The organism is Daeguia caeni, assembly GCF_042653845.1.
GTDB lineage: Bacteria > Pseudomonadota > Alphaproteobacteria > Rhizobiales > Rhizobiaceae > Brucella > Brucella caeni.
On sequence record NZ_JBHSEL010000045.1, the window covers coordinates 1 to 21,344 of the forward strand.

The window sequence follows — 21,344 nt, forward strand, 5'->3', positions numbered from 1 at the left end:
TCCTTTGATAAAGCTATGATGAGCCGAAAACCCTCTCTTCTCAATTAATACAATTTGGTCTCATGGGCGTTGATGTCGGACAGCAGGCACTTTTCGGCCTCGGCTACTACCATCAGCGCTTCACATACTTCAACCGAACCAAGCAATCCGACGCGAACACTTCCGAGGGGAACTGACGAATGACTGCAATCGCCAACCGCTATGATTTTGCCCTGATCTTCGAGGTCGTCAACGGCAATCCCAACGGTGATCCGGATGCTGGCAACCTGCCGCGCATTGATCCCGAAACCAACAAGGGACTGGTGACGGATGTGAGCCTCAAGCGCAAGATCCGCAACTATGTTGATCTCGCACTCCATGGCCAGGAAGGCTATCATATCTATGTCGAGGAAGGCTCCATTCTCAACGAAAAGCATCGTCAAGCCTACAAGGCGCTGCGACCCGATGATCCGAAGGTGGAAAAGGACGCCAAGCTGACACCGAAGGATGACATGGAAGCCAAGAAACTTGTCGCCTTCATGTGCAAGAACTTCTTCGATGTACGCGCATTCGACGCGGTGATGTCGACCGGCATCAATTGCGGTCAGGTGAAGGGGCCGGTGCAGCTCACCTTCGCGCGTTCTGTCGAGCCTATTCTGCCGCTCGAGATCTCGATCACCCGCATGGCAGCGACGAACGAAGCCGAGAAGAAACAGAAGGCGGAAGGAGACGATTCTCCCGAACGCATCGAAAACCGCACCATGGGCCGCAAGCACATCGTGCCATACGGGCTCTATGTGGCGCACGGTTTCGTCTCCGCCAGGTTTGCCGAACGTTCCGGCTTCTCCGAGGAAGACCTGCAGCTTCTGTTCGAGGCACTTGTGAACATGTTCGAACACGACCGGTCGGCGGCGCGCGGCGAAATGGCGACCCGCAAGCTGATCGTCTTCAAGCATGAAAACGCGCTCGGCAACGCCCCGGCACACCAACTGTTCGACCTCATCCGGATCGGACGCAACATCGACGGTGAATTCCGGGTTATCGACAAGAGTCTCGACAACCTGCCGCCGGCCAGAAATTTTGCCGACTACATGGTGACAATCGACCGCGAAAATGTGCCAGCAGGTGTGGAGGTGATGGAGATCCTGTAAACCATGATCTCGAACCGGGTGCCATTGCCGGAGCCCGAGGGCGGAGAACCCATCCCTATCTCCGCCCTGCAATACGCTGTCTATTGCCTGCGGCAGGCAGCCCTCATCCATCTTGAGCAGGTGTGGGCCGACAACCGTTTCACGGCGGAAGGCGAAGTGCTGCATCAGGTGGCAGACAAGGGCGGAACGCGCAAGGTCAAGGGCATCCGGCGAGTCATGGCGTTGCCCATCGCATCCCGCCGACTTAACATTTCCGGCATTGCCGACATGGTTGAGTTCTATATCGGAGCGGAAGGCGAAATTCCCTATCCTGTCGAATACAAACGCGGCCGACCGAAACTCCACCGCGCCGATGAGGTGCAGCTCTGCGCCCAGGCACTGTGTCTTGAGGAAATGACAGGCCGGCCCGTTCCGGAAGGTGCCCTCTTCTATGGTGAGACAAAACGGCGTGTCACGGTTCCGATCGATGCCGAGCTCCGTGGCCTCACTGAGGAGACGATAACTGCTCTGGCAGAAGTATTCGCAAGCGGCCGCACACCGCCGCCTACGGTGAAACAGCAGCACTGTCGCGCCTGTTCACTCAAAGAGACATGCCGGCCGGATGCAGTGGTGCGTTCGGCACGTGTCTGGCGCAGCCGCATGGTTGAGCGGCTGATCGCGCAGGAGGAACCCGAGTGAAGAAGCTGCTCAACACACTTTATGTGACGACCGAGGGGGCTTCGCTCCGCAAGGACGGCGAAAACCTTGTCGCGGAGGTAGAGGGTATCGAAACGGGGCGTGTGCCGCTGCACATGCTATCGGCGGTCGTCGTATTCGGCGCCGTACTGATCACACCAGCCTTGATGGCAGCGCTCGCTTCTGCCAGCATTACGCTAACCTTTCTCAGCCGGCACGGGCGGTTCGCAGCGAGACTCGAAGGGCCGACCAGCGGCAATATACTGTTGCGGCGGGCGCAGTATCGTGCCTGCGATGCGCCGCTCGATATCGTTCGCTCGATTGTGGTGGGCAAAGTTGCTAACCAGCGCGCCGTACTGATGCGCGCACTGAGGGACTATGGCAACGAATATGTAGCTGGGGAGCGCATCATGATTACCGGAGTCACCGAACGCCTTGCCCAGATCCTGAGGCGCGCGGAACTTTCGGATGATACACTGGAGCGCCTACGCGGTTCCGAAGGCGAAGCCGCCAACCTGTATTTCTCCGTTTTCGACCTCCTGATCCGATCACCCGATCCGGAGCTGCGGTGGAATGGCCGGTCACGCCGACCACCGCTTGATCCGATCAATGCGCTGCTTTCCTTTCTCTATACGCTTCTGACGCATGATTGCCGCTCGGCGCTGGAAAGCGTCGGGCTCGATCCGGCAGCAGGCTTTCTGCACCGTGACCGGCCAGGGCGGCCAAGTCTGGCGCTTGACTTGATGGAGGAGCTGCGACCGGTATTTGCGGATCGGCTGGCGCTATCACTGGTCAACCGCCGGCAGCTGCGCGCAGGTGATTTCGTCACGCAGGAAAGCGGCGCGGTGGTGATGCGCGACGAGGCGCGCCGGACGGTACTCACCGCATGGCAGGAGCGCAAGCGCGAGGAACGGATTCATCCCTTTATTGAGGAAAGGGTGTCGCTCGGTCTTGTCCCCTATATCCAGGCGCTGATGCTGTCGCGGCACTTACGCGGCGATCTTGACGCCTATCCACCATGGTTCTGGAAATGAGGCGCAAATGCTCGTACTCGTGACCTATGACGTGAGCACGACGTCGGAAAAAGGTGCAGCCCGCCTGCGGGCAGTAGCCAAGGCCTGCCGCGACTATGGCCAGCGGGTGCAATATTCCGTCTTCGAAATCGAGGTGGATCCGGCGCAGTGGACGAAGCTCAAGGCACGGCTTGAAAAGATCATCAGACCGGACGTGGACAGCCTGCGCTATTATTATCTTGGCTCAAACTGGCAGCGCAAGGTGGAGCATGTGGGGGCCAAGCCGCCGTCTGACCTCAACGGCACGTTGATCTTCTGACGCGGAGCAGATCCATCATTGCTGTGTGCGAACCCCCAGCATGTCGGAAAACACGCTACCTTTCGCACCACAGCCAGCTCTTTGACATTGTTGAAAGATCGAAATTGCAGACGCTGCCTTACCCGGCGCGCCGCGCAAAGCCTAGCATGTTCGCACAACAGGCGTTTTTGACGCAGCAGAATCGTTGCATTATAGGATGACAGTCGCCTCCCGTGCGGAGGCGTGGATCGAAACATCGTCCTGCCAAGGTCAGCCAGCAAGCGCTTAGGTCGCCTCCCGTGCGGAGGCGTGGATCGAAACCTGACAAAATCGGTCGTGGCGCTCGTGGAGGGCCCGTCGCCTCCCGTGCGGAGGCGTGGGGTGAAACTGCACAAGCATCGGTTTATGACCGGCGACATGCACCCTGCCCTGCATGCACCACACACATGCGCGGCCATTACACGGCGAACCGCTCAGTGTTTTCAGTTGCTCAATGCCATAGTTGGCAGAGAATGCCGATCCACAGCTGCCACGTCCTGCCCTTGACCTGTCTCACAAGACGTCGTACCACGCCTTGCAAGCGAACCTGACTGCAACGGCTCGGAAAACTGATCTGACCGGGAAATCCAGGCGCCCCAGCCAGTTTCCCCAATTACAGGTTGGTGCAAGATTCCATGAAAAATGGAGCGTAAACCCTTTTATAAGGACAATCTATTTAATAACCTCATTCGATTTCGTAATGGAATCAACCATATCTGTTCATGGGATAAGTACTCTACATTGTACAAATGCAGGGGGTCCAAAATACGCCTTATTCAGCGAGAATCATGGATTCGACTTGACGAGCTGATTTCATAAACTACTCCTGAAACGAATTTTGAAAATGAATTGGTCGTGACAATAACCAGGTTAAGCATAGACACATGAGCATGGACATTTCCCAGCCACACAGCGCGACCGGTCCAGATGAACTACGACCGATCAAAGGCTTCAGGGTTGCCCTTGAGGATATTACGGAAGCGCTTGCCAAATATCGCCTGGCGCTGATCTTCGGCTGGCAGGATGTTGCGCAACGCTATCGCCGTTCGCGTGTGGGCGCATTCTGGCTGACGTTGAACATGGCCGTTTTCGTTTCTGCGCTGGGCGCGATCTTCGGCACACTGTTTCAAAGCCAGATGAGCGACTTCCTGCCTTATCTGTGTTCCGGCATCATCATGTGGGGCTTCATTTCCACCTCATTGTCGGAAGGCTGCAACACCTTCATCAATGCATCCGGCATGATTCTGCAGATCCGGCTGCCATTCTTCATTCATGTCATGCGCACAATCTGGCGCAATCTGATCATATTGGGACATAATATCATCATTTTCCCGATCGTAGCGCTGGTGATGGGCAAGGCCATCACTTTTCACGCCCTTTGGGCCATACCGGGCCTGGTTCTGATCTGTCTCAACCTTTCATGGATGATTCTGGTGCTTGCCACATTGTGCGCGCGCTATCGCGACATGACGCAAGTCCTGACAAACATATTGCAGGTTCTGTTCTATGCCACACCGATCATGTGGATGGAGAAAACGCTGCCAGCGCATGTTTCCCGTCTATTCATCGACGTGAACCCGTTCTACCATCTGATACAACTGGTGCGGGCACCCCTGTTTGGCGTTGCTCCAACCGTGCTTGACTGGTCTGTCGCCATTGGCATGGCCATTTGCGGCTGGATTTTCGCACTGATATTCTTTGGCAAATATCGCTGTCGCGTAGCGTATTGGTTGTAACCATGACACATATCAAGCTGCAAAACGTCAGTGTCGAATTTCCGATCTTCAATTCGACCACACGCTCATTCAAGAACAAGGTTCTGAGTGTTGCTACGGGCGGCAAGATTGAACGCAAGACGGATCGCATCGTCATCATCCGTGGTCTGGACAATATCAACCTTACTCTGAATGAAGGCGACCGCGTCGGCCTGATCGGCCATAATGGCGCAGGCAAGACGACATTGCTGCGCGTTCTGTCCGGCATCTATACGCCAACGCAGGGGCATGCGATCATCCACGGCCAGGCCGTATCGCTGATCAATATCAATCTGGGTATCGATCCGGATGCGACAGGGCGCCAGAATATCCGGCTGCGCTGCGCCATGATGGGCATGACGCCGCAGGAAATCGCTGAAAAGATTGAGGATATCTGCGAATTTACTGATCTCGGCGAATTTCTCGATGTGCCGCTCAGAACCTATTCCACCGGCATGCAATTGCGTCTGGCCTTTTCTGCCTCGACCTCGATCAAACCCGAAATTCTCATCATGGATGAATGGCTTTCCACCGGTGATGAGAATTTCAAGGAACGCGCCAATCAGCGCATGCAATCTCTGGTTGATTCAACCAAGATCCTCATCCTTGCAAGCCATTCCAAGGCGCTCCTGGCAAAAAACTGCAACCGCATCATCTGGCTGGAACATGGCCGCATCAAGATGGATGGCCAGCCGCAAGATGTTCTGCCAGCCTATTTCGGCTGAATGACAGCTATTGTGCCATACAACCGGCGGCCTGTCTGACGACAGCGCCGCCGTTTTGGCAATCTTCATCGCCTGCCGGCAACTGGACGGTGGCCTTCAGTCAGTAGCGCACAGGGCATTTGCAAGCTTTTCGGCCTGTACACGAATATCCGGGATGGCGGTGACTTCCCAATAAACACCCTTGGTCAAGGGGCCGATGGCATAAAGCGGATTGGCAGCCTCGCCCATGGCATTCACGATTTTCAGCTCTGGCGTCACGTCAAAACCGAGATCGGTCTGGTCTGGCCTTGCCAATCCCCGCTCCAGCAGGGAAAGCAGGGCACGGTTGCGCGTGACGGAAAAACACAGATTACCGCCACGGCAATCAATGATGGTGGAGACGCGCAGTTCCGTCACATCATTGCCGTAACGGTTGCGATAACGGATGAGCATATCCGTATCCATCTGCGACACGGATTGCAGATAGCCTGAGCGGATAATAAGCTGGCCAGTCTGGCGCGCCTTGTCAATTCTGTCGGCCACTTCCGGCGCCATGCGGTGGCGGTGCACATCCCACCATGGACGCAGATGGCGCAAGAAACGCTGCTTATCCGCCAGCGAAAGGTGGTGCCACAACTTCTGGCTATGCGGCCGCAATCCATCAATGATGCTGCGCCAGTCACCGCCTTGTTTCGTGGTTTTCCGGATCATGACGCGCACTGTCTGCATAAGCCTTGACAGGGGCGCACCAAAAGACAATTCATCCGCCTCGATCACGGCCGGTACCACGACAGTGTGCCGCGCCGGCAGCAGCCCACGTCTGGAAATGGCATGAATCGGCACCTGATGGCCGCGATCCAGCAGAGACAGAACACTGTCAACCATTGACAGGCCCGTTCCGAAAATCGCAACCGTCTGATCCGGCGCAATGTCGAACATGCCATTGCTCGTCCAGTATTCGCTGACCTGGCTGCCGGAACTGGTCACGGACGGTTCATTACCGGTTGCAAAAATCACGACATCGGCAGAAAAACGCTTGCCGCTTTCCGTCACGACAATCGGCTTGCCAGCCTCAAGCATCGTATCGACAATTTCATCCTGATGAATGACAAGGCGCCTGTCACCTGCATCCAGATAGGACTGCAACAGCGATTCCAGATAGTTGCGATAAAGCCGCCGCGGTACAAAACTCTGCTTTTCCCAGCCCCCTTCACGCGGTGGAAGTCCGCAGGCCTGCAACCAATTGAAGAAATGATCCGGATCATCCGGAAAGGCGCTCATATTGCCAGCGCGCACATTGAGCAGATGGTTGGGATTTTCCGTCGAATAGGCAATGCCGGCGCCAATCTGGCCGGTGAGTTCGAACAGAACGACACGTCCGCCACGCCGCAACAATTGTGCTGCCATGATGACGCCACTGGCGCCGCCGCCGACAATGATGAATGATTTCAAATGCTGGCACCTTTCATCATATCACCAGATCTCCCTGGCCACTTGTAGATCAGCCTCTTCCTTGTTCTTCCCCAGTTCCGGACAGAAGCCGGCTCCCGAGCGGCCCAAATCCCACCAATTTGGTAGGTTCCATGATTGGCTGCTGCTTGTAAAGCCATGCCATGCATTTTCCTGTCTTGCTAATGGCAAAAAGGAGAAAGATCATTCCCGTTTCTTTCCTGCGGCGCAAGGTCGATCTGCTTTTGAACACATATCGTTGACAGTCTATAGACAGTCTGTAACTGAAACCGGGACTGGTATTGAGCCGTTCAACACCCATATCCTAGAACATTAACGCATTCAGATGATTAACCAAACGGCATTTCAATTGTGCCAAGACAGGAATTGAATATGTATCAGGCTCCTCTCACTTTCCTCAAAAAGCGTCGAACCCAATATGCACTGGGCAAGAACCTTCCAATAAGCAAGGAACAGACGAGCGAACTCATTCAGGAAGCCATCAAGCACTCACCTTCCGCCTTCAACTCGCAGAGCTCACGTGCTGTCATTCTGTTTGGCGCTGAAAGCGAAAAATTCTGGAATTTTGTCAAGGAAGCCCTGCGCAAGATTGTTCCTGCCGAAGATTTTTCTGCTTCGGAAGCGCGTATCAATGGCTTTGCTGCTGGCGCCGGCACGGTTCTGTTCTATGAAAACCAGGATGTGGTCAAGGACCTGCAGGAAAAGTTTGCGCTTTATGCTGACAATTTCCCGCTCTGGTCGGAACAGTCGAGCGGCATGGCACAGCTTGCCGTATGGACGACGCTGGCCAATGTCGGCATTGGTGCAAGCCTGCAGCATTACAATCCGCTGATTGATGCCGAGGTTGCGGCTGAATGGAACATTCCTGCTTCTTGGAAGCTGCGCGCCCAGATGCCATTTGGCTCCAATGAACAGCCATTTGGCGAAAAGGACTTCATGGACGACAAGGAGCGTTTCAAGGTTTTTGGCTAACCCCCCATTTCAAGCCAGGGCCGGCTAAAACGCCGGCCCTTTTTTTCGATCGTAAGACAACGCACTTGTCAAAGCGAAACGCCGGCAGCTGGTCGAGCGCAGACTGCAATGCGACAGAGCAATGTTCCCAAACGGCCTGATAATGGCTCAGCCGCCGTGAAACGATGTCTTTCACCAAGCTCCAGACTGTCAGCCTCGTAGATCTGCATATCAAGCGGCAGACCTCAGAAAGATTGGCCTTCGGGATTGAAACGAATGAAAGCAGCAAAAGATTGAGCGCCCTTCGAAGCTCATCTCTTTCTTGTAGGCCACACGAGAATCGGCTTGCCATATTTGTGTTCACCGATCTGGAAAACGACGTATCGGGTGAGCATTCGATAAAATTGCCTTCCGGATAAATATAGAACAGTCAGGGCTGACCGCCCCTGATCTGCCCACCGATAGAGGACGTGCCGAAGGCATCGGCATTCTGACTGCCTTTGGCCGAGGTGGGATGACTTCCTTGCCCGTTTCACCGACAAGGCGCGCCGCATGGAACATGAACGGCGCTTCAAACAGGCTCGGATGACGATCACCCGGCGCCTTCATACGCTCTTCCAGCAGGCTTGAAACTGCCTGGATTGTTGCCAGACTGCCCGCCGACAGCATGACGATCACCCGGAACCGATCAGCTGCGCATTTTTTGAAAATGTAGGGATTTTGTCGAGGCCTGCATTCGTCCACGTATCGGACATGAAAATCAGCCCGTGATCAATCCGCATTCCAACATAACAGGTTATTGGCAATTCCGTATGGCATGTCGTCTATGGTATCTCTCAGGACAATGCACTGCAGAGTCGGCCATCAAACCATCACTGCCCGACATTGATGTGAACGCAAGACTTTCCTCCGTGCCGCCAAGCCTGATGCCGGAGATCAGCGCTGCATCACGACAATCAAGCCAGTTGCAAGACTCACATAGCAGTCATTGGAACAGATATTGTTTGCCGCATCGAACCAGACCCAGCCAGGCCCCCACCCGATCCTCGACCACACCGCTTGCCGTAATGACAATCCCGGTGACGTGGCGGTGATGCTGGACAGGGTCAGTCCTGTTGCCGAAGCCATCAATATGGCTCACTTCCTGCACGCCACCTTCAAGCGCGGCATCTCATTTCAGTACACTCTGCCGGGAACGGAGAGGAGATGCAGCCTTTGCACGGCATCGGGAACCGGGTATCCATAGGAATAATGCGAAACATGCCGGATATTGAGCAGCATGGCGTCTTCTCAATAGAAATTGCAGGCTTCGGCGATTTCATTGCCGAGCTGATTGTTGTCCGGATGCTGCTCATCAAGCCAGCGCTTGAGAAACTCATGAGGTTGGCGGAGCTCTCCGCCATGACTAATCAGTTCATCAACTGGCTTCACTGGCGCCCCTCTTTTTGCCTGTCATTGTTCAGCAGGCAATTTGCGGAATGCAAGCGGTGAAATAGTACAATTGCGCAAAACAGGCTTGCAGATTGCAGGCAGCACAAGCGTATGAAGATGAAGTCAGTGGATGGTCTGTTACGAAAGAGACCTTACGCTGCCATGTATTATACTATAATCTCAATGTTATATTTAAGTTTATAAAACCATTGCCGTAAGGGTTGCACGTCGTCTCCCGCGCATGAAACCGTTCGCTCCGGTATATTGTGAAGGACAGGAACGCCTTGCCTCATGCCGGACGATGCGCCTTCACCACGACCGGATCCGTTTCAATCCGCCCTGCCCCGATCAGATCAAGGCAATAAGGTATCGCAGGGAAGACCGCCTGCAGGGTGAGCGCAATGGAAGCCGGCTTTCCGGGCAGATTGAGTATGAAACTCTTGCCGCGACTGCCTGCCGTCTGGCGCGACAGGATGGCCGTTGGTGTCTGCTCAAGGCTCACACGGCGCATCAGCTCACCAAAGCCCGGCAACTCCTTGTGCAGAACCGCCTTCATGGCTTCAGGCGTTTCATCGCGCGGCGAGGGACCTGTACCACCCGTGGTCAGGATCAGGTCGCAGCCGACATGATCGCAAAGCTCAATCAGCGTATCACGCACCGATTCCATACCATCCGGAATCACCCGCCTGACAATGTCATAAGGTGTTATGACAGCTGATCTGATCCATGCCTCGATTGCCGGGCCGCTCAGGTCTTCATATTCCCGCCTGCTTGCCCGATCTGAAACTGTGACAATACCGATTCTGACGCGCACCTTTGCCTTCCACACTACTGTTCGACAATTGGCAAATTTATTTCGTTAATTGTTCATATTTCCGCAAACAATAGGCTTGCATTATGGCATTATTGCTGCCATAGTTCCATCTGCGTCGGCGGATTGATGCCATGCATTGTGACAATACCGCAAGAGTGCTTTATAAATAGTTCCAGAGTTTCAATAAGATGCCGTTCTCCAGAGATTTCTATCTCGGCCGATTTACCCCTGAAGAACTCAATGACCTGCAGTCTGCCTATCTGCTCTCCTGTGAGAGGCTGAATCGTTGCGCCATTACCTCACCCTTTCGCGATGAAATGGCGCGTGAGATTACCCAGATTTTTGAATGCGGCATCAAGGATCCGGCAAGGATTGCCGAAATCATGGTCAAGGTGGCAAGCGTCAAGCACAGCCAGCCCAGAGAGACCGATAGCAACAGCACGATCGCACCGCCAAAATCACTGTGACAGGCCAGTGACCAGCCTGTTTGAGCGCCTGATCCGATCAGGCATGGCGCTTTGGCCTGCCGCGCCGCAATGTGAAAAGCTCAAACCCCACAGCCATTTCTGCCACGTAAACTTTGGATTCAGCATTTCCCGGTAAGCTTCTGTCAAGAATTGGGTTTTAACCAATATTCTCCTTTGTTGCGTACGGGTAAAAATGCGTAAATCGGTTGTTTCCGCTCTCATTGTCTCCAGCATGGCGCTTGCCGGCTGCACATCCAGTTCAGGCGTGGACGGGCTGATGATGCAGGCTGGAACTTCGGCGGAAACAACGGGATCCGTTGTGCGCCCCTCAGTCCCCGTGGCTGCAGCCGAGCCTGCGCCACAGCAGACAGCACCAGACAGCCCGTCCCTTGCCTGGGCTGGCCCGGTTCCGCAAGCTGCCCAGTTCAATGCAGCCCCGCCTGCCGTCGTGCCGCAGCCAGCACAGCGTCCGCAAAATGTCGTTGAAAAGCCGATCAAGGTATCTGCGTCCCAGATGTCAGCCTATCCGGTCAGGCGCCTGAGCCGTGAAACGCGGCACAAGATCTATGCCCATCGTTTCCGCGATGCAAAGCCCATCAATTTCGGCAAGGCCTCGCCCTTGCGCCATCCGGTGCATGGTGTCGATGTCTCACGCTGGCAGGGCAATATCGACTGGGCGCGCCTGCGCACACAGGGCGCCAATTTCGCCTTCATCAAGGCCACCGATGGCGGCGACCATCTCGATCCGATGTTCATGAAAAACTGGCATGCCGCGGATGCGGCCGGCATCAAGCGCGGCGCCTATCACTTCTTCTACTGGTGCCGTTATGCCAGCCACCAGGCAGACTGGTTCATTCGCAATGTGCCGAAGGATCCGAACGCCCTGCCGCCGGTGATTGACGTTGAATGGAACGGGGATTCCTCGTGCAAGCGCCGCTTGTCTCGCGAACAGGTGCTGGAAAAGATGCAGGTCTTCATGGACAGGCTCGAAAAGCACTATGGCAAGCGCCCGATCATCTATACGACGCCGGATTTCTACCGCGACAATCTGGAAGGCGCGTTTCTCGACTATCCATTCTGGTTGCGCGCCGTCAAGGAACATCCAAGCAAGGTCTACAAGGGACGCCGCTGGCTGTTCTGGCAATATTCCGGCTCTGGCCTGTCACATGGCGTGAACGAGAAGATTGATCTCAATGTCTTCTATGGTTCGGAACATGACTGGCATCGCTGGCTTGCCCGCGTGACCGGATAATCTGCTTGCCTGCCGATCGGGCGGAATCATAAAGCCGGACGGATCGCCCGCCCGGCTCTTTTGTTCATTCCCGACCGATTCTGGCCAGATCATAAGGCGTTGACTGGTACATCTCGTTGATCCAGTTGCCAAATAGAAGATGTGCATGGCTGCGCCAGCGATTTTCCGGCGGCCTGGTCGGATCATTGTCCGGGAAATAATTGGCCGGAACCGGCGTGTTCGGCTCAAGCTGGACATCGCGGAAGTATTCGTCCGACAGCGATGTCGTGTCATATTCGACATGGTTGAACATGTGCAGCGCGCGATGACGCGGATCATGCAGCAGGCAAAGCCCGGTCTCGGCACTGTCAACCAGAATCTCCAGGCCGCTGTCCTGCGGAATATCGGCCTTGCGCACTTCCGTCCAGCGCGAGACGGGAATGGAAAAATCATCTGAAAAACCACGCAGATAGGGCGAGCTTGGCGCCAGATTGCGCTGACGATAGATGCCGGAGGCCTTTTGCGGCAGCTCATATTTTGGCATGCCGTGAAAATGATGCACCGCCGCCTGCGCGGCCCAGCAGATCGTCAGCGTGCGATGCACATTGGTCTGCGTCCAGTCAAACACGCGCTGCATTTCGTCCCAATAGGTCACGTCCTCGAACCGCAGACGCTCGACCGGCGCACCCGTGATGACAAAACCGTCAAACTTCTCGCCCTTCACCTCTTCCCATGGCAGATAAAAGGAGAGCATGTGATCAGCCGGCGTGTGACGCGCGACATGGTTGGTGATGCGCACCAGAGTAAGCTCCACCTGTAGGGGCGTAGCACCAAGCAGGCGCGCAATCTGCGTTTCGGTGGTCACCTTGTTCGGCATCAGATTGAGCAGGCCAATCCTGAGCGGACGGATATCCTGACGAATGGCATCCGCCTCACGCATGACCATAACACCCTCGGCTTCAAGCACGCTGGTTGCAGGCAGGTCATCAGGTATCTTGATCGGCATGTTGCGTCTGTCCTTGTTTTATTGGTGCAGACGCCTGTGGCTTGATCCGTATAATTGCCGGCTGGCCACATCCTCCCTATCGGGAGTACCACCTTGCCCGGAATGGCAGGTTGGCGTTGGGCGTCTCCCCAACTCTTGATGTTGCATCCCTTCTAATCAAACTTGCGCCAACACGCAACCGGAATTGCATCCTTGCGACCGGCAAGCTGGTACAGTCTGCTTTCCCGGCAAGCGAATTCGCAAAATCATTGCTTGCCTGCGCTGCGCCCTGCATGGGGAAGCGGCCCTTCCCCCGCCCTGCCTGCCGATGATGCCTGTGCTCGCTTTCTGTGCTACAATGGTCCTGTCCCGCATTCCGGCTGCGGCAGGCGGGCATGAAGCGCCATGAAATACATAAAGGCGCAGGGAGGATTGAACATGAGCAGCATTTTCTTCTGGATGGCACTCGTTCTGGCCCCGATCCTGATCGGCACGGCTTTTGCCTATGTGCGGCACATGCGTCACGAGGATGATTTCTGAGCTGGGAAGCAGCCTCATCCGACGACAAGGCGGCTGTCTGCGTATAGCCTGGCCTGCCACGCGCTCAATTCCATCCCTGTCATGGCCGCTCATTGACCGGTTATGACAAGTCAAAAGGCTACAGCGTTTCATGCTCCGCGCGCAGGCAAACCGCCTTTTTCTTTCACAAGCTTGACACGAACCAATGATCGCGATCTGCTCATTTTTCAAATGACTGCAGTTCATATTGTCATGAAACCTATTTGTGAGGGAAACAATGTCTGGTTCCATGCGCCAGTTCTTTCTGTCGATCGCCATCCTTGCCTTTTGTGCAATCGGCATCAGCGTTTCCCAAGCTGCGGAAACCCGCAAGGTTGTTACGACGGATGACAGCGATTATTTCGGCTTTGATCTGCGCACCCAGAAAAATGTGACGCTTGACCAGTGCAAGACGGCCTGTCTTGGCGACAATGCCTGCCGCGCCTTCACCTATAATGTGAAGGCGAAATGGTGTTTCCTGAAATCGGATTTCAACACGCTCAATCCGGCACCCGGCTCTGTTGCCGGCAAGGTCGTCACCGTGGCCGCCGAAGCCGATATGGGCGCCCCGCCTGCCCTCGGCTTCCTTGCCGATAATCTGGTTGCAGAGGCCCGCCGCTATACGGCAGATCTTGCCAGGACGGACAACGCCCTGGGCCGTGGGGAAAATCTGGCCGCCGCGCGCGAGGCGCTTGCCAATGGCGATCCACGCAATGCCATGGCCTATTATGCCGCCGCAGCAAACAGCTCCCCGGATGACAGCAGGATCTGGATCGAGCTTGCGCGCGCCATCATGGCGACAGAACCGTCGAACGACCCGGAAAAGGCCAGATTACAGCGCAATGCCACTTCTACCGCATGGCATGCTTATCAGACCTCGCGCAGCCGCACCGACCGCGCTGCCGCACTTGCCCTCATGGCAGAAGCGCTGGAGCGCCGTGAGCTGTCTCGCCCTGCCCTGCAGGCCTATGAAGCCAGTCTGGAACTGGTCAATTCCGGGCCGGTGCGTGCGGCCTATGAGGATCTGAAAGCGCGCAAGGGTTTTCGCATCGTTGATCACAGCGTTGACAATGACAATGTCAGCCCGCGCATCTGCGCGCAGTTTTCCGAAGATCTGGTCAAGGCTGGCGTTGATTACGCCAGTTTCGTCAAGCTTGACAACAAGACCCCACAGGCCATTGAAGCCAAGGGCCGGCAGATCTGCGTCGAGGGGCTGGAACATGGCCGCCATTATGATGTGACCTTCCGTTCCGGCCTGCCTGCCGCCATTGGCGAGAGCCTGCCAGCCCCGGTCAATCTTTCGATCTATGTGCAGGATCGTCCGGCCTCGGTGCGCTTTACCGGCGACAGTTTTGTTCTGCCTGCCAAGGCACGGCGCGGCATTCCGCTGGTCAGCATCAATATGGATGCGGTCAGGCTGAAGCTTTACCGCATTGGCGACCGTTCACTGGCGCAGCTCTTGTCCGGCTATCAGTTTTTGCGCCAGCTCGACAATTATGACATTTCCACCGTCTCCGATCAGCTTGGCACCAGCATCTGGGAAGGCGAGATCGAGATCGCCAATAATGTGCTGAACCGGGAAACCACCACAAGTGTGCCTATTGACGAGATCTTGCCGCAACGCAAGCCCGGCGTCTATGTGCTGACAGCCGAGCCTGTGATCAGCAAGCAGGAAAGCTATGAGGCCAAGGCGACGCAATGGTTCGTCGTCTCGGATATCGGGCTTTCCACCTATACCGGACAGGACGGCATTCACGTCTTTGCCCGTTCGCTTTCAAGTGCAAAGCCGCTTTCCGACATCAAGCTGACCCTGCTTGCACGCAACAATGAAATCCTGGGTGAAGCCGTAACCGGCAGCGACGGCATGGCCATCTTTGCGCCGGGTCTTGCGCGTGGCTCAGAGGGTCTTGCGCCCGCCGTCATGATGGCAAGCCAGGGAGAAGAGGATTTCGTGTTCCTCGACATGACCCGCGCCGGCTTTGACCTTTCCGATCGCGGCGTGACGGGACGCCCCGCTCCCAAGGCCCTTGACATCTTTGCCTGGACGGAACGTGGCATTTATCGCGCGGGCGAAACCGTTCATGCCGCCGCCCTTGCCCGTGACGATCAGGCAAGAGCGATTGAAAACCTGCCGCTTACCTTCATTTTCACCCGCCCGGATGGGGTGGAAGATCGCCGCCTTGTCTCCGACAGTTCAAAGATGGGCGGCCATGTGGTTGACCTGACGCTGACGCCCAATGCCATGCGCGGCACATGGCGGCTGGCAATCCACACCGACCCGAAACAGCCAGCCATCGCCAGCCAGATGTTTCTGGTTGAGGATTTCGTGCCGGATCGCATCGAATTTGATCTGACCGCCGACAAGACGGAAATTGCCGCCGGTGAAAGCGCAAATATCAGCGTCGATGGCCGTTTCCTCTATGGCGCACCGGCGGCAGATCTTGCGCTTGAAGGCGAAATCACCCTTTCCACCACGCGCGAATGGCCGCGTTTCAAGGGCTATCATTTTGGCCTTGCCGATGAAGACAGGGGCGAGGCAAACCGCATCGCGCTGGATGATCTGCCGCCAACCAATGCCAAGGGCAAGGCAACCTTCCCTGTCAGCATTGATGCACTGCCTTCCACCACGCAACTGGTCAATGCCAATATAGCCATTCGCATGCGCGAAAGCGGCGGTCGTGCCGTTGAACGCAAGCTCGACCTTGCCATCCGCCCGCAGGGCGACATGATCGGCATCCATCCCGACTTTACCGGCAATGAAGTGCCGCAAGGCGGCACGGCAAGATTCCGGCTGATTGCCACCGACAATCAGGGCAACCGCAAGACCATTGATGGCGCCAACTGGTCGCTCAACAGGATCGAGCGCCGTTATCAGTGGTTTCGCAGCGGCAGCAGCTGGAACTATGAGCCGGTAACCGTCACCAGGGCCGTTGCCAATGGCCAGATTGACCTTCACGCCGACGCCGAGGCCGAACTTGCCCTGCCGGTCGATTGGGGGCGTTACCGCCTCGAAGTTGAGGCGCCAAATGGTACCGGCCCGATGTCGAGCCATGAGTTTGATGCCGGCTGGTTTGTCGAGGCAACCTCCACCGAAACACCGGATGGCCTGGAAATTGCCCTCGACAAGGAACAATACAGGACGGGCGAGACAGCAAAACTGCGGGTAAGTCCCCGTTTTGCCGGTGAATTGCTGGTTGTTGTTGGCGCGGAAAAGCTGATCAAGACCTTCACAGCCCATGTGCCGGAAGGCGGCACGACGGTTGATATTCCGGTGACAGAAGATCTGGGGGCCGGCGCCTATGTGACGGCAACACTGTTCCGCCCCGGCGAGGCGAGTGAAAGCCGCATGCCAGCGCGCGCCATTGGCCTGAAATGGCTGAAGGTTGACCCCGCCGGGCGCCAATTGTCGGTCAAGCTTTCACCGCAGGAAAAAATCACGCCGCGCGGGCCGCTCGTCATCCCTGTAGAGGTTCAAAATGCCGGCGGCGAACAGGCCTATGTCATGGTGGCTGCGGTTGATGTCGGCATATTGAACCTCACCCGTTATCAGCCGCCAAATCCGGAAAACTGGTTTTTTGGTCAGCGTCAGCTGGGGCTGGAGCTGCGTGATATGTATGGCCGTCTGATTGACGGCTCGCTCGGCACCACCGGCAGGCTGCGCACTGGCGGCGACGGCGGCACCATGGCCGTGGAAGGAAGCCCGCCCACGGAAAAACTTGTCGCTTTCTTCTCCGGCCCCGTCGAACTCGACAATGAAGGCAAGGCAACCATTGAATTCAACATTCCGCAATTCAATGGCACCGCGCGTGTCATGGCCGTGGCCTGGACGAAGAATGCCGTTGGTCATGCCTCAACCGATGTCATCATCCGGGACCCGATCGTGCTGACAGCCGGTCTGCCGCGTTTCATGGCACCGGGCGATGAGGCGACAGTTACGCTCGATCTTGCCAATACGGATACGCCAGATGGTGATTATCATCTGACGATTGAAACCAGTGACAATCTGCATATCGCGCAAGATTCAATCCCTGAAACCGTGACACTGCAAGGCGGCAAACGGAAAACACTCAAACTGCCGCTCAAGGCAAGTGCCACCGGCTCTGGCAGCCTGATCATTCGCGTGGCAAATGATGCCGGCCTTTCCGTTGAGCAGAATTTGACACTGCCGGTTCGCCCGATCGATCTGCCGATCACCACCCGCAATGTGGTGAGCCTTCCGGGCAATGGCGGCAGCCTCAAAATCGATGGCGAACTTTTATCGCAAAGCCTGCTTGATGGTGCCTTTGTCAGCGTTGCTGTCATGCGCAGCGCAGCCTTTGATGTGCCATCGCTTCTGCTGGCACTCGACCGCTATCCCTATGGCTGCTCCGAACAGACCACGAGCCGTGCCCTGCCGCTGCTTTATCTGGGTGAAATGGCAGGCGCGATCCAGAGCGATTCCACACCGGATGACGAGGAGGAAATCAGAAAGCGCGTTCAGGATGCGATCTATCGTCTGGTAAACAATCAGTCATCATCAGGCTCCTTTGGCCTATGGGGTCCGGACGGATCGGGCGATCTGTGGCTTGATGCCTATGTCACCGATTTCTTCACCCGTGCGCGTGAAAAAGGCTATGACGTACCCAAGGAAGCCATGGTCGCGGCTTTGTCCAACCTGCAAAATTCGCTTGGTTACAATACAGACGTGGCCGAACGTGGCAGCGATATTGCCTATGCGCTCTATGTGCTGGCACGCAACAAAAAGGCCTCGATCGGGGATCTGCGCTATTACAGCGACACCCAGCTCGACAATTTCGCAAGCCCCATGGCGATGGCACAGATTGCGGCAGCGCTGGCGCTTTATGGCGACAATGAACGCTCCGACCGCGTGTTCAACGCAGCCCTTGCCCGTGCTGTAGCAAGCACGAACCATGATCTCAGCCGTTCCGACTATGGCTCGCGCCTGCGTGACAGTGCAGCCATCCTTGCCCTTGCCGCCGAGAAAAAGCCACAACCGCCTGTCCTGCCTGCCTTGATCAGGCTAGTGTCAGCGGCACGCGCGGATGCGACCCATCTGTCGACCCAGGATCAGGCCTGGATGCTGCTTGCCGCGCGCGGCCTCAATCAGGACAATGCCAGCATTGATCTTGCCGTGAATGGTGCCGAACATCGCGGCGCATTTGCGCAGCGTCTTGACGGCAGACAGCTAGAAGCCCAGCCGCTGCTTGTCACCAATCGCGGCAATAATCCGGTTGATGTGGTGGTCACCGCCGTTGCCCCGCCTGCGCAATCCCTGCCTGCCGGTGGTGATGGCTTCCGTATCGAGCGCAGCTATTATGCGCTCAATGGCGAGCCGGTTGACATCACCAGCGTGGAACAGAACGAACGCTATGTCGTGGTCTTGCGGATTGAGAACCTGCAAGACTGGCAGACACGCCTGCTGGTGAGCGACCTTCTGCCGGCCGGTCTGGAAATCGACAATCCGGGTCTGGTTTCCAGTGCAGATCTTGGCAATTTCCCGTGGCTGGAAAATACCGAGGCGGCCCATCTCGAATTCCGCGATGACCGTTTTGTCGCAGCTTTCGAACAGGCGGCAGGCACGAAAAAGCCGATCACGCTGGCCTATGTCGTGCGCGCCGTCACACCCGGCCTTTACACCCATCCGGCGGCAACAGTTGAGGACATGTACCGGCCGCAATTTTCTGCCCGCACCGCAACCCGCCTGATGGAGGTCACAGCGCCCTGATGATAAGGCGCCGGAAAATCCTGTTTGCCTTTGCCGCGCTGGTCATCAGCGCGGCAGCGCTTGTGGCTGGGCTTGGCTGGCTTGACAGAGCCTATCCGCCGCCCCTGCCGGAACGGTTGACAATTTCAACCGAAGTGCTTGATCGCGATGGCGAATTGCTGCGCGCCTATGCAACGCCGGATGGCTATTGGCGGCTCAATACGCGCATTTCCGATGTCGATCCGAAACTCATCAAAATGCTGATCGCCTATGAGGACAAGCGCTTTTATGAACATGGTGGCATAGATCCTGCCGCCCTTGGCAGGGCTGCGCTGCAACTCATCACCAATCAGCGCATTGTCTCCGGCGGCTCGACCCTGTCCATGCAGCTGGCACGTCTGATCGAGCCGCGCAGGCAGCGCAGCCTTGGCTCCAAACTCTTGCAGCTTGCACGCGCCATCCAGATTGAGCGGCGGCTCAGCAAGGATGAAATTCTCGAACGCTATCTGACGCTTGCCCCCTATGGCGGCAATCTTGAAGGCGTGCGTTCTGCCGCGCTGGCCTATTTCAACAAGGAGCCGAGAAGCCTCACATCGGCTGAAGCTGCCCTTCTTGTCGCCCTGCCGCAATTGCCGGAACGCCGCCGCCCCGACCGTGCGCCCGACAATGCACGAAAGGCGCGTGATCGCGTGCTTTCCCGCGTTGCCGAGGCAGGTGTGATTACGCATGACGATGCCGAACGCGCCCGCCTCGAATCCGTGCCCACCACACGTGCCGCCTTGCCTGCCTTGGCTGCCCATTTTGCCGATCTTGCCTTGCGCAAGGCGCCAATGGCGCCACACCATAAACTCACCTTGAAGAAATCGGTGCAAACCGGCCTTGAAGCTGCCGCGCGCGAGGCGGCACAAAGGCTTGGCCCGAAGGTTTCGGTCGCCATGGTTCTTGCCGACAGCCGCACAGGCGAAATTCTGGGTGAGGTCGGTTCCGCCGATTATTTTGATGGCAAACGGCAAGGCTGGATCGACATGACCCGCGCCATCCGCTCGCCCGGCTCGACTCTCAAGCCCTTCATCTATGGGCTTGCCTTTGAAGAAGGCCTCATTGCGCAGGAAACCATCATTTCCGACAGGCCATCTGATTTTTCCGGCTATCGTCCGCGCAATTTCGACATGAGCTATCAGGGTGATGTCAGCATCCGTCAGGCGCTGCAAATGTCGCTTAATGTGCCGGCCATCAGCCTGCTTGATGCGGTTGGGCCAGTGCGCCTGACCACCCGTTTCCGTCAGGCAGGCGTCACTCTGCAATTGCCGAGAGGCGAGGCGCCAGGGCTTGCCATCGGCCTTGGCGGAGCCGGCATCAGCCTGCGCGATCTGGTGCAGCTTTATACCGGCCTTGCCAATGGCGGGCGGACAAGTGCCTTGCGCGATGGCACCGAACCGTCCGAGCCTGCCTCCTCCACCGCTCCCATTCTTGATGAACGCGCGACATGGCAGATCGGCGACATTCTTTCCGGCGTCGTCCCGCCGCCCGGCGCGCCGCATCGCGGCATCGCCTACAAGACCGGCACGTCCTATGGCTATCGTGATGCATGGTCGGTTGGCTATGATGGCCGCCATGTGCTTGGCGTCTGGGTCGGGCGGGCAGATGGCGGTTCCGTGCCCGGCATTTCTGGCTTCACAACGGCAGCCCCCATCCTGTTTGACGCCTTTACCCGTTCTGGCGTGGCCATCGTGCCGCTGCCGCGTGCTCCCGCTGGCGCATTGCGCACCCCGCGCGCTGACCTGCCTGTGACGCTTACCCATTTCACCGCCACAAGCGAGGCGCTGCCCGTGGTCAAAACCACGCTGGAGCCTGCGCCGCGCATTGTCTTTCCGCCAGATGGCGCGCATATCGCCCTGAGTGATGCACAAGATGGCACGCCGCTTGTGCTGAAACTGCAAGGCGGTCGCGCGCCCTTTCGCTGGCTTGCCAATGACAAGCCCTTTGCCAATGCCGAGCGCCGTCGCACCGCGACATGGCAGCCGGACAGTACCGGCTCTTCAACCCTGACCGTCATTGATGCAGCCGGACGGGCGGCAAGCGTCAAGGTCGTGGTCGAATAGATCAGGGCGTTGAGCGGG

17 protein-coding genes and 1 riboswitch are annotated in these 21,344 nt (G+C 56.8%); of the genes, 12 read left to right on the forward strand and 5 right to left on the reverse strand.

The window, feature by feature from the left end:
* Window positions 1–179: 179 nt before the first annotated feature.
* From cas7c to ACFO1V_RS05790, 6 genes are all read left to right on the forward strand, one after another.
* The gene (cas7c, locus tag ACFO1V_RS05765; protein ID WP_374833349.1) at window positions 180–1,130 is read left to right on the forward strand and encodes a type I-C CRISPR-associated protein Cas7/Csd2; all 951 of its coding nucleotides are present in this window, start codon (window positions 180–182) and stop codon (window positions 1,128–1,130) included.
* Between the two features lie 3 nt (window positions 1,131–1,133).
* Window positions 1,134–1,808 carry a CRISPR-associated protein Cas4 gene (cas4, locus tag ACFO1V_RS05770; RefSeq protein WP_374833351.1) on the forward strand — a complete coding sequence of 225 codons (675 nt, stop codon included), beginning with the start codon at window positions 1,134–1,136 and terminating at the stop codon, window positions 1,806–1,808.
* The gene (cas1c, locus tag ACFO1V_RS05775) at window positions 1,805–2,839 is read left to right on the forward strand and encodes a type I-C CRISPR-associated endonuclease Cas1c (RefSeq protein ID WP_374833353.1); all 1,035 of its coding nucleotides are present in this window, start codon (window positions 1,805–1,807) and stop codon (window positions 2,837–2,839) included. Before cas4 ends, cas1c begins: the two co-directional genes overlap by 4 nt.
* 7 nt (window positions 2,840–2,846) lie before the next feature.
* Entirely contained in the window at window positions 2,847–3,137 is a 291-nt protein-coding gene (gene cas2, locus ACFO1V_RS05780; protein ID WP_374833355.1) for a CRISPR-associated endonuclease Cas2, read from the forward strand.
* A gap of 902 nt (window positions 3,138–4,039) precedes the next feature.
* On the forward strand, window positions 4,040–4,891 hold the full coding sequence (locus tag ACFO1V_RS05785) for an ABC transporter permease (protein ID WP_374833357.1): 852 nt from the start codon (window positions 4,040–4,042) through the stop codon (window positions 4,889–4,891).
* A 2-nt stretch (window positions 4,892–4,893) separates the two neighbouring features.
* Window positions 4,894–5,634, forward strand: a complete 741-nt coding sequence (locus ACFO1V_RS05790) for an ABC transporter ATP-binding protein (RefSeq protein ID WP_374833359.1) — start codon at window positions 4,894–4,896, stop codon at window positions 5,632–5,634.
* Between the two features lie 96 nt (window positions 5,635–5,730).
* On the opposite strand, the gene ACFO1V_RS05795 is transcribed toward ACFO1V_RS05790, so the two are convergent.
* The gene (locus tag ACFO1V_RS05795; RefSeq protein ID WP_374833361.1) at window positions 5,731–7,065 is read right to left on the reverse strand and encodes an FAD/NAD(P)-binding protein; all 1,335 of its coding nucleotides are present in this window, start codon (window positions 7,063–7,065) and stop codon (window positions 5,731–5,733) included.
* A 390-nt stretch (window positions 7,066–7,455) separates the two neighbouring features.
* On the opposite strand from ACFO1V_RS05795, the gene ACFO1V_RS05800 reads away from it, so the two are divergent.
* A complete protein-coding gene (locus ACFO1V_RS05800; RefSeq protein WP_374833363.1) occupies window positions 7,456–8,055 on the forward strand; it encodes a nitroreductase family protein in 600 nt (199 codons plus the stop codon).
* Window positions 8,056–8,394: 339 nt separating this feature from the next.
* Here the strand turns inward: ACFO1V_RS05800 and ACFO1V_RS05805 are convergent, their stop codons facing one another.
* Together ACFO1V_RS05805 and ACFO1V_RS05810 are read right to left on the reverse strand one after the other, a co-directional pair.
* A complete protein-coding gene (locus tag ACFO1V_RS05805; RefSeq protein ID WP_374833365.1) occupies window positions 8,395–8,703 on the reverse strand; it encodes an Ntn hydrolase family protein in 309 nt (102 codons plus the stop codon).
* A 316-nt stretch (window positions 8,704–9,019) separates the two neighbouring features.
* Complete coding sequence (locus ACFO1V_RS05810) at window positions 9,020–9,184, reverse strand: hypothetical protein (RefSeq protein WP_374833367.1); 165 nt, start codon at window positions 9,182–9,184, stop codon at window positions 9,020–9,022.
* A gap of 110 nt (window positions 9,185–9,294) precedes the next feature.
* On the opposite strand from ACFO1V_RS05810, the gene ACFO1V_RS05815 reads away from it, so the two are divergent.
* On the forward strand, window positions 9,295–9,525 hold the full coding sequence (locus ACFO1V_RS05815; RefSeq protein ID WP_374833369.1) for a hypothetical protein: 231 nt from the start codon (window positions 9,295–9,297) through the stop codon (window positions 9,523–9,525).
* 229 nt (window positions 9,526–9,754) lie between these two features.
* Here ACFO1V_RS05815 and mog read toward each other — a convergent pair whose 3' ends face one another.
* Window positions 9,755–10,279, reverse strand: coding sequence for a molybdopterin adenylyltransferase (gene mog, locus ACFO1V_RS05820; RefSeq protein ID WP_374833371.1), 525 nt, complete (start codon window positions 10,277–10,279; stop codon window positions 9,755–9,757).
* A gap of 188 nt (window positions 10,280–10,467) precedes the next feature.
* Here mog and ACFO1V_RS05825 point away from each other — a divergent pair, with 188 nt between their 5' ends.
* Both ACFO1V_RS05825 and ACFO1V_RS05830 read left to right on the forward strand, forming a co-directional pair.
* Window positions 10,468–10,746, forward strand: coding sequence for a hypothetical protein (locus tag ACFO1V_RS05825; protein WP_374833373.1), 279 nt, complete (start codon window positions 10,468–10,470; stop codon window positions 10,744–10,746).
* A gap of 193 nt (window positions 10,747–10,939) precedes the next feature.
* Window positions 10,940–11,998 carry a GH25 family lysozyme gene (locus tag ACFO1V_RS05830; protein ID WP_374833375.1) on the forward strand — a complete coding sequence of 353 codons (1,059 nt, stop codon included), beginning with the start codon at window positions 10,940–10,942 and terminating at the stop codon, window positions 11,996–11,998.
* Between the two features lie 64 nt (window positions 11,999–12,062).
* Here ACFO1V_RS05830 and ACFO1V_RS05835 read toward each other — a convergent pair whose 3' ends face one another.
* Window positions 12,063–12,983 carry a homoserine O-succinyltransferase gene (locus tag ACFO1V_RS05835; protein ID WP_374833377.1) on the reverse strand — a complete coding sequence of 307 codons (921 nt, stop codon included), beginning with the start codon at window positions 12,981–12,983 and terminating at the stop codon, window positions 12,063–12,065.
* Window positions 12,984–13,023: 40 nt separating this feature from the next.
* A riboswitch (SAM-I-IV-variant riboswitch) is annotated at window positions 13,024–13,130 on the reverse strand.
* Window positions 13,131–13,770: 640 nt separating this feature from the next.
* Here ACFO1V_RS05835 and ACFO1V_RS05840 point away from each other — a divergent pair.
* The gene (locus ACFO1V_RS05840) at window positions 13,771–19,245 is read left to right on the forward strand and encodes an alpha-2-macroglobulin family protein (protein WP_374833417.1); all 5,475 of its coding nucleotides are present in this window, start codon (window positions 13,771–13,773) and stop codon (window positions 19,243–19,245) included.
* Entirely contained in the window at window positions 19,245–21,326 is a 2,082-nt protein-coding gene (pbpC, locus tag ACFO1V_RS05845) for a penicillin-binding protein 1C (protein WP_374833379.1), read from the forward strand. Before ACFO1V_RS05840 ends, pbpC begins: the two co-directional genes overlap by 1 nt.
* Window positions 21,327–21,344 lie beyond the last annotated feature (18 nt).

Bases quoted from the DNA above. Each gene is read 5' to 3' on its own strand.
- cas2 (WP_374833355.1), top strand. From the start codon at position 2,847: ATGCTCGTACTCGTGACCTATGACGTGAGCACGACGTCGGAAAAAGGT.
- pbpC (WP_374833379.1), top strand. From the start codon at position 19,245: ATGATAAGGCGCCGGAAAATCCTGTTTGCCTTTGCCGCGCTGGTCATC.
- ACFO1V_RS05805 (WP_374833365.1), bottom strand. From the start codon at position 8,703: ATGCTGTCGGCGGGCAGTCTGGCAACAATCCAGGCAGTTTCAAGCCTG.
- ACFO1V_RS05790 (WP_374833359.1), top strand. From the start codon at position 4,894: ATGACACATATCAAGCTGCAAAACGTCAGTGTCGAATTTCCGATCTTC.
- ACFO1V_RS05835 (WP_374833377.1), bottom strand. From the start codon at position 12,983: ATGCCGATCAAGATACCTGATGACCTGCCTGCAACCAGCGTGCTTGAA.
- ACFO1V_RS05785 (WP_374833357.1), top strand. From the start codon at position 4,040: ATGAGCATGGACATTTCCCAGCCACACAGCGCGACCGGTCCAGATGAA.
- ACFO1V_RS05800 (WP_374833363.1), top strand. From the start codon at position 7,456: ATGTATCAGGCTCCTCTCACTTTCCTCAAAAAGCGTCGAACCCAATAT.
- ACFO1V_RS05825 (WP_374833373.1), top strand. From the start codon at position 10,468: ATGCCGTTCTCCAGAGATTTCTATCTCGGCCGATTTACCCCTGAAGAA.
- cas4 (WP_374833351.1), top strand. From the start codon at position 1,134: ATGATCTCGAACCGGGTGCCATTGCCGGAGCCCGAGGGCGGAGAACCC.
- ACFO1V_RS05815 (WP_374833369.1), top strand. From the start codon at position 9,295: ATGCCGGATATTGAGCAGCATGGCGTCTTCTCAATAGAAATTGCAGGC.
- cas7c (WP_374833349.1), top strand. From the start codon at position 180: ATGACTGCAATCGCCAACCGCTATGATTTTGCCCTGATCTTCGAGGTC.
- ACFO1V_RS05830 (WP_374833375.1), top strand. From the start codon at position 10,940: ATGCGTAAATCGGTTGTTTCCGCTCTCATTGTCTCCAGCATGGCGCTT.
- ACFO1V_RS05840 (WP_374833417.1), top strand. From the start codon at position 13,771: ATGCGCCAGTTCTTTCTGTCGATCGCCATCCTTGCCTTTTGTGCAATC.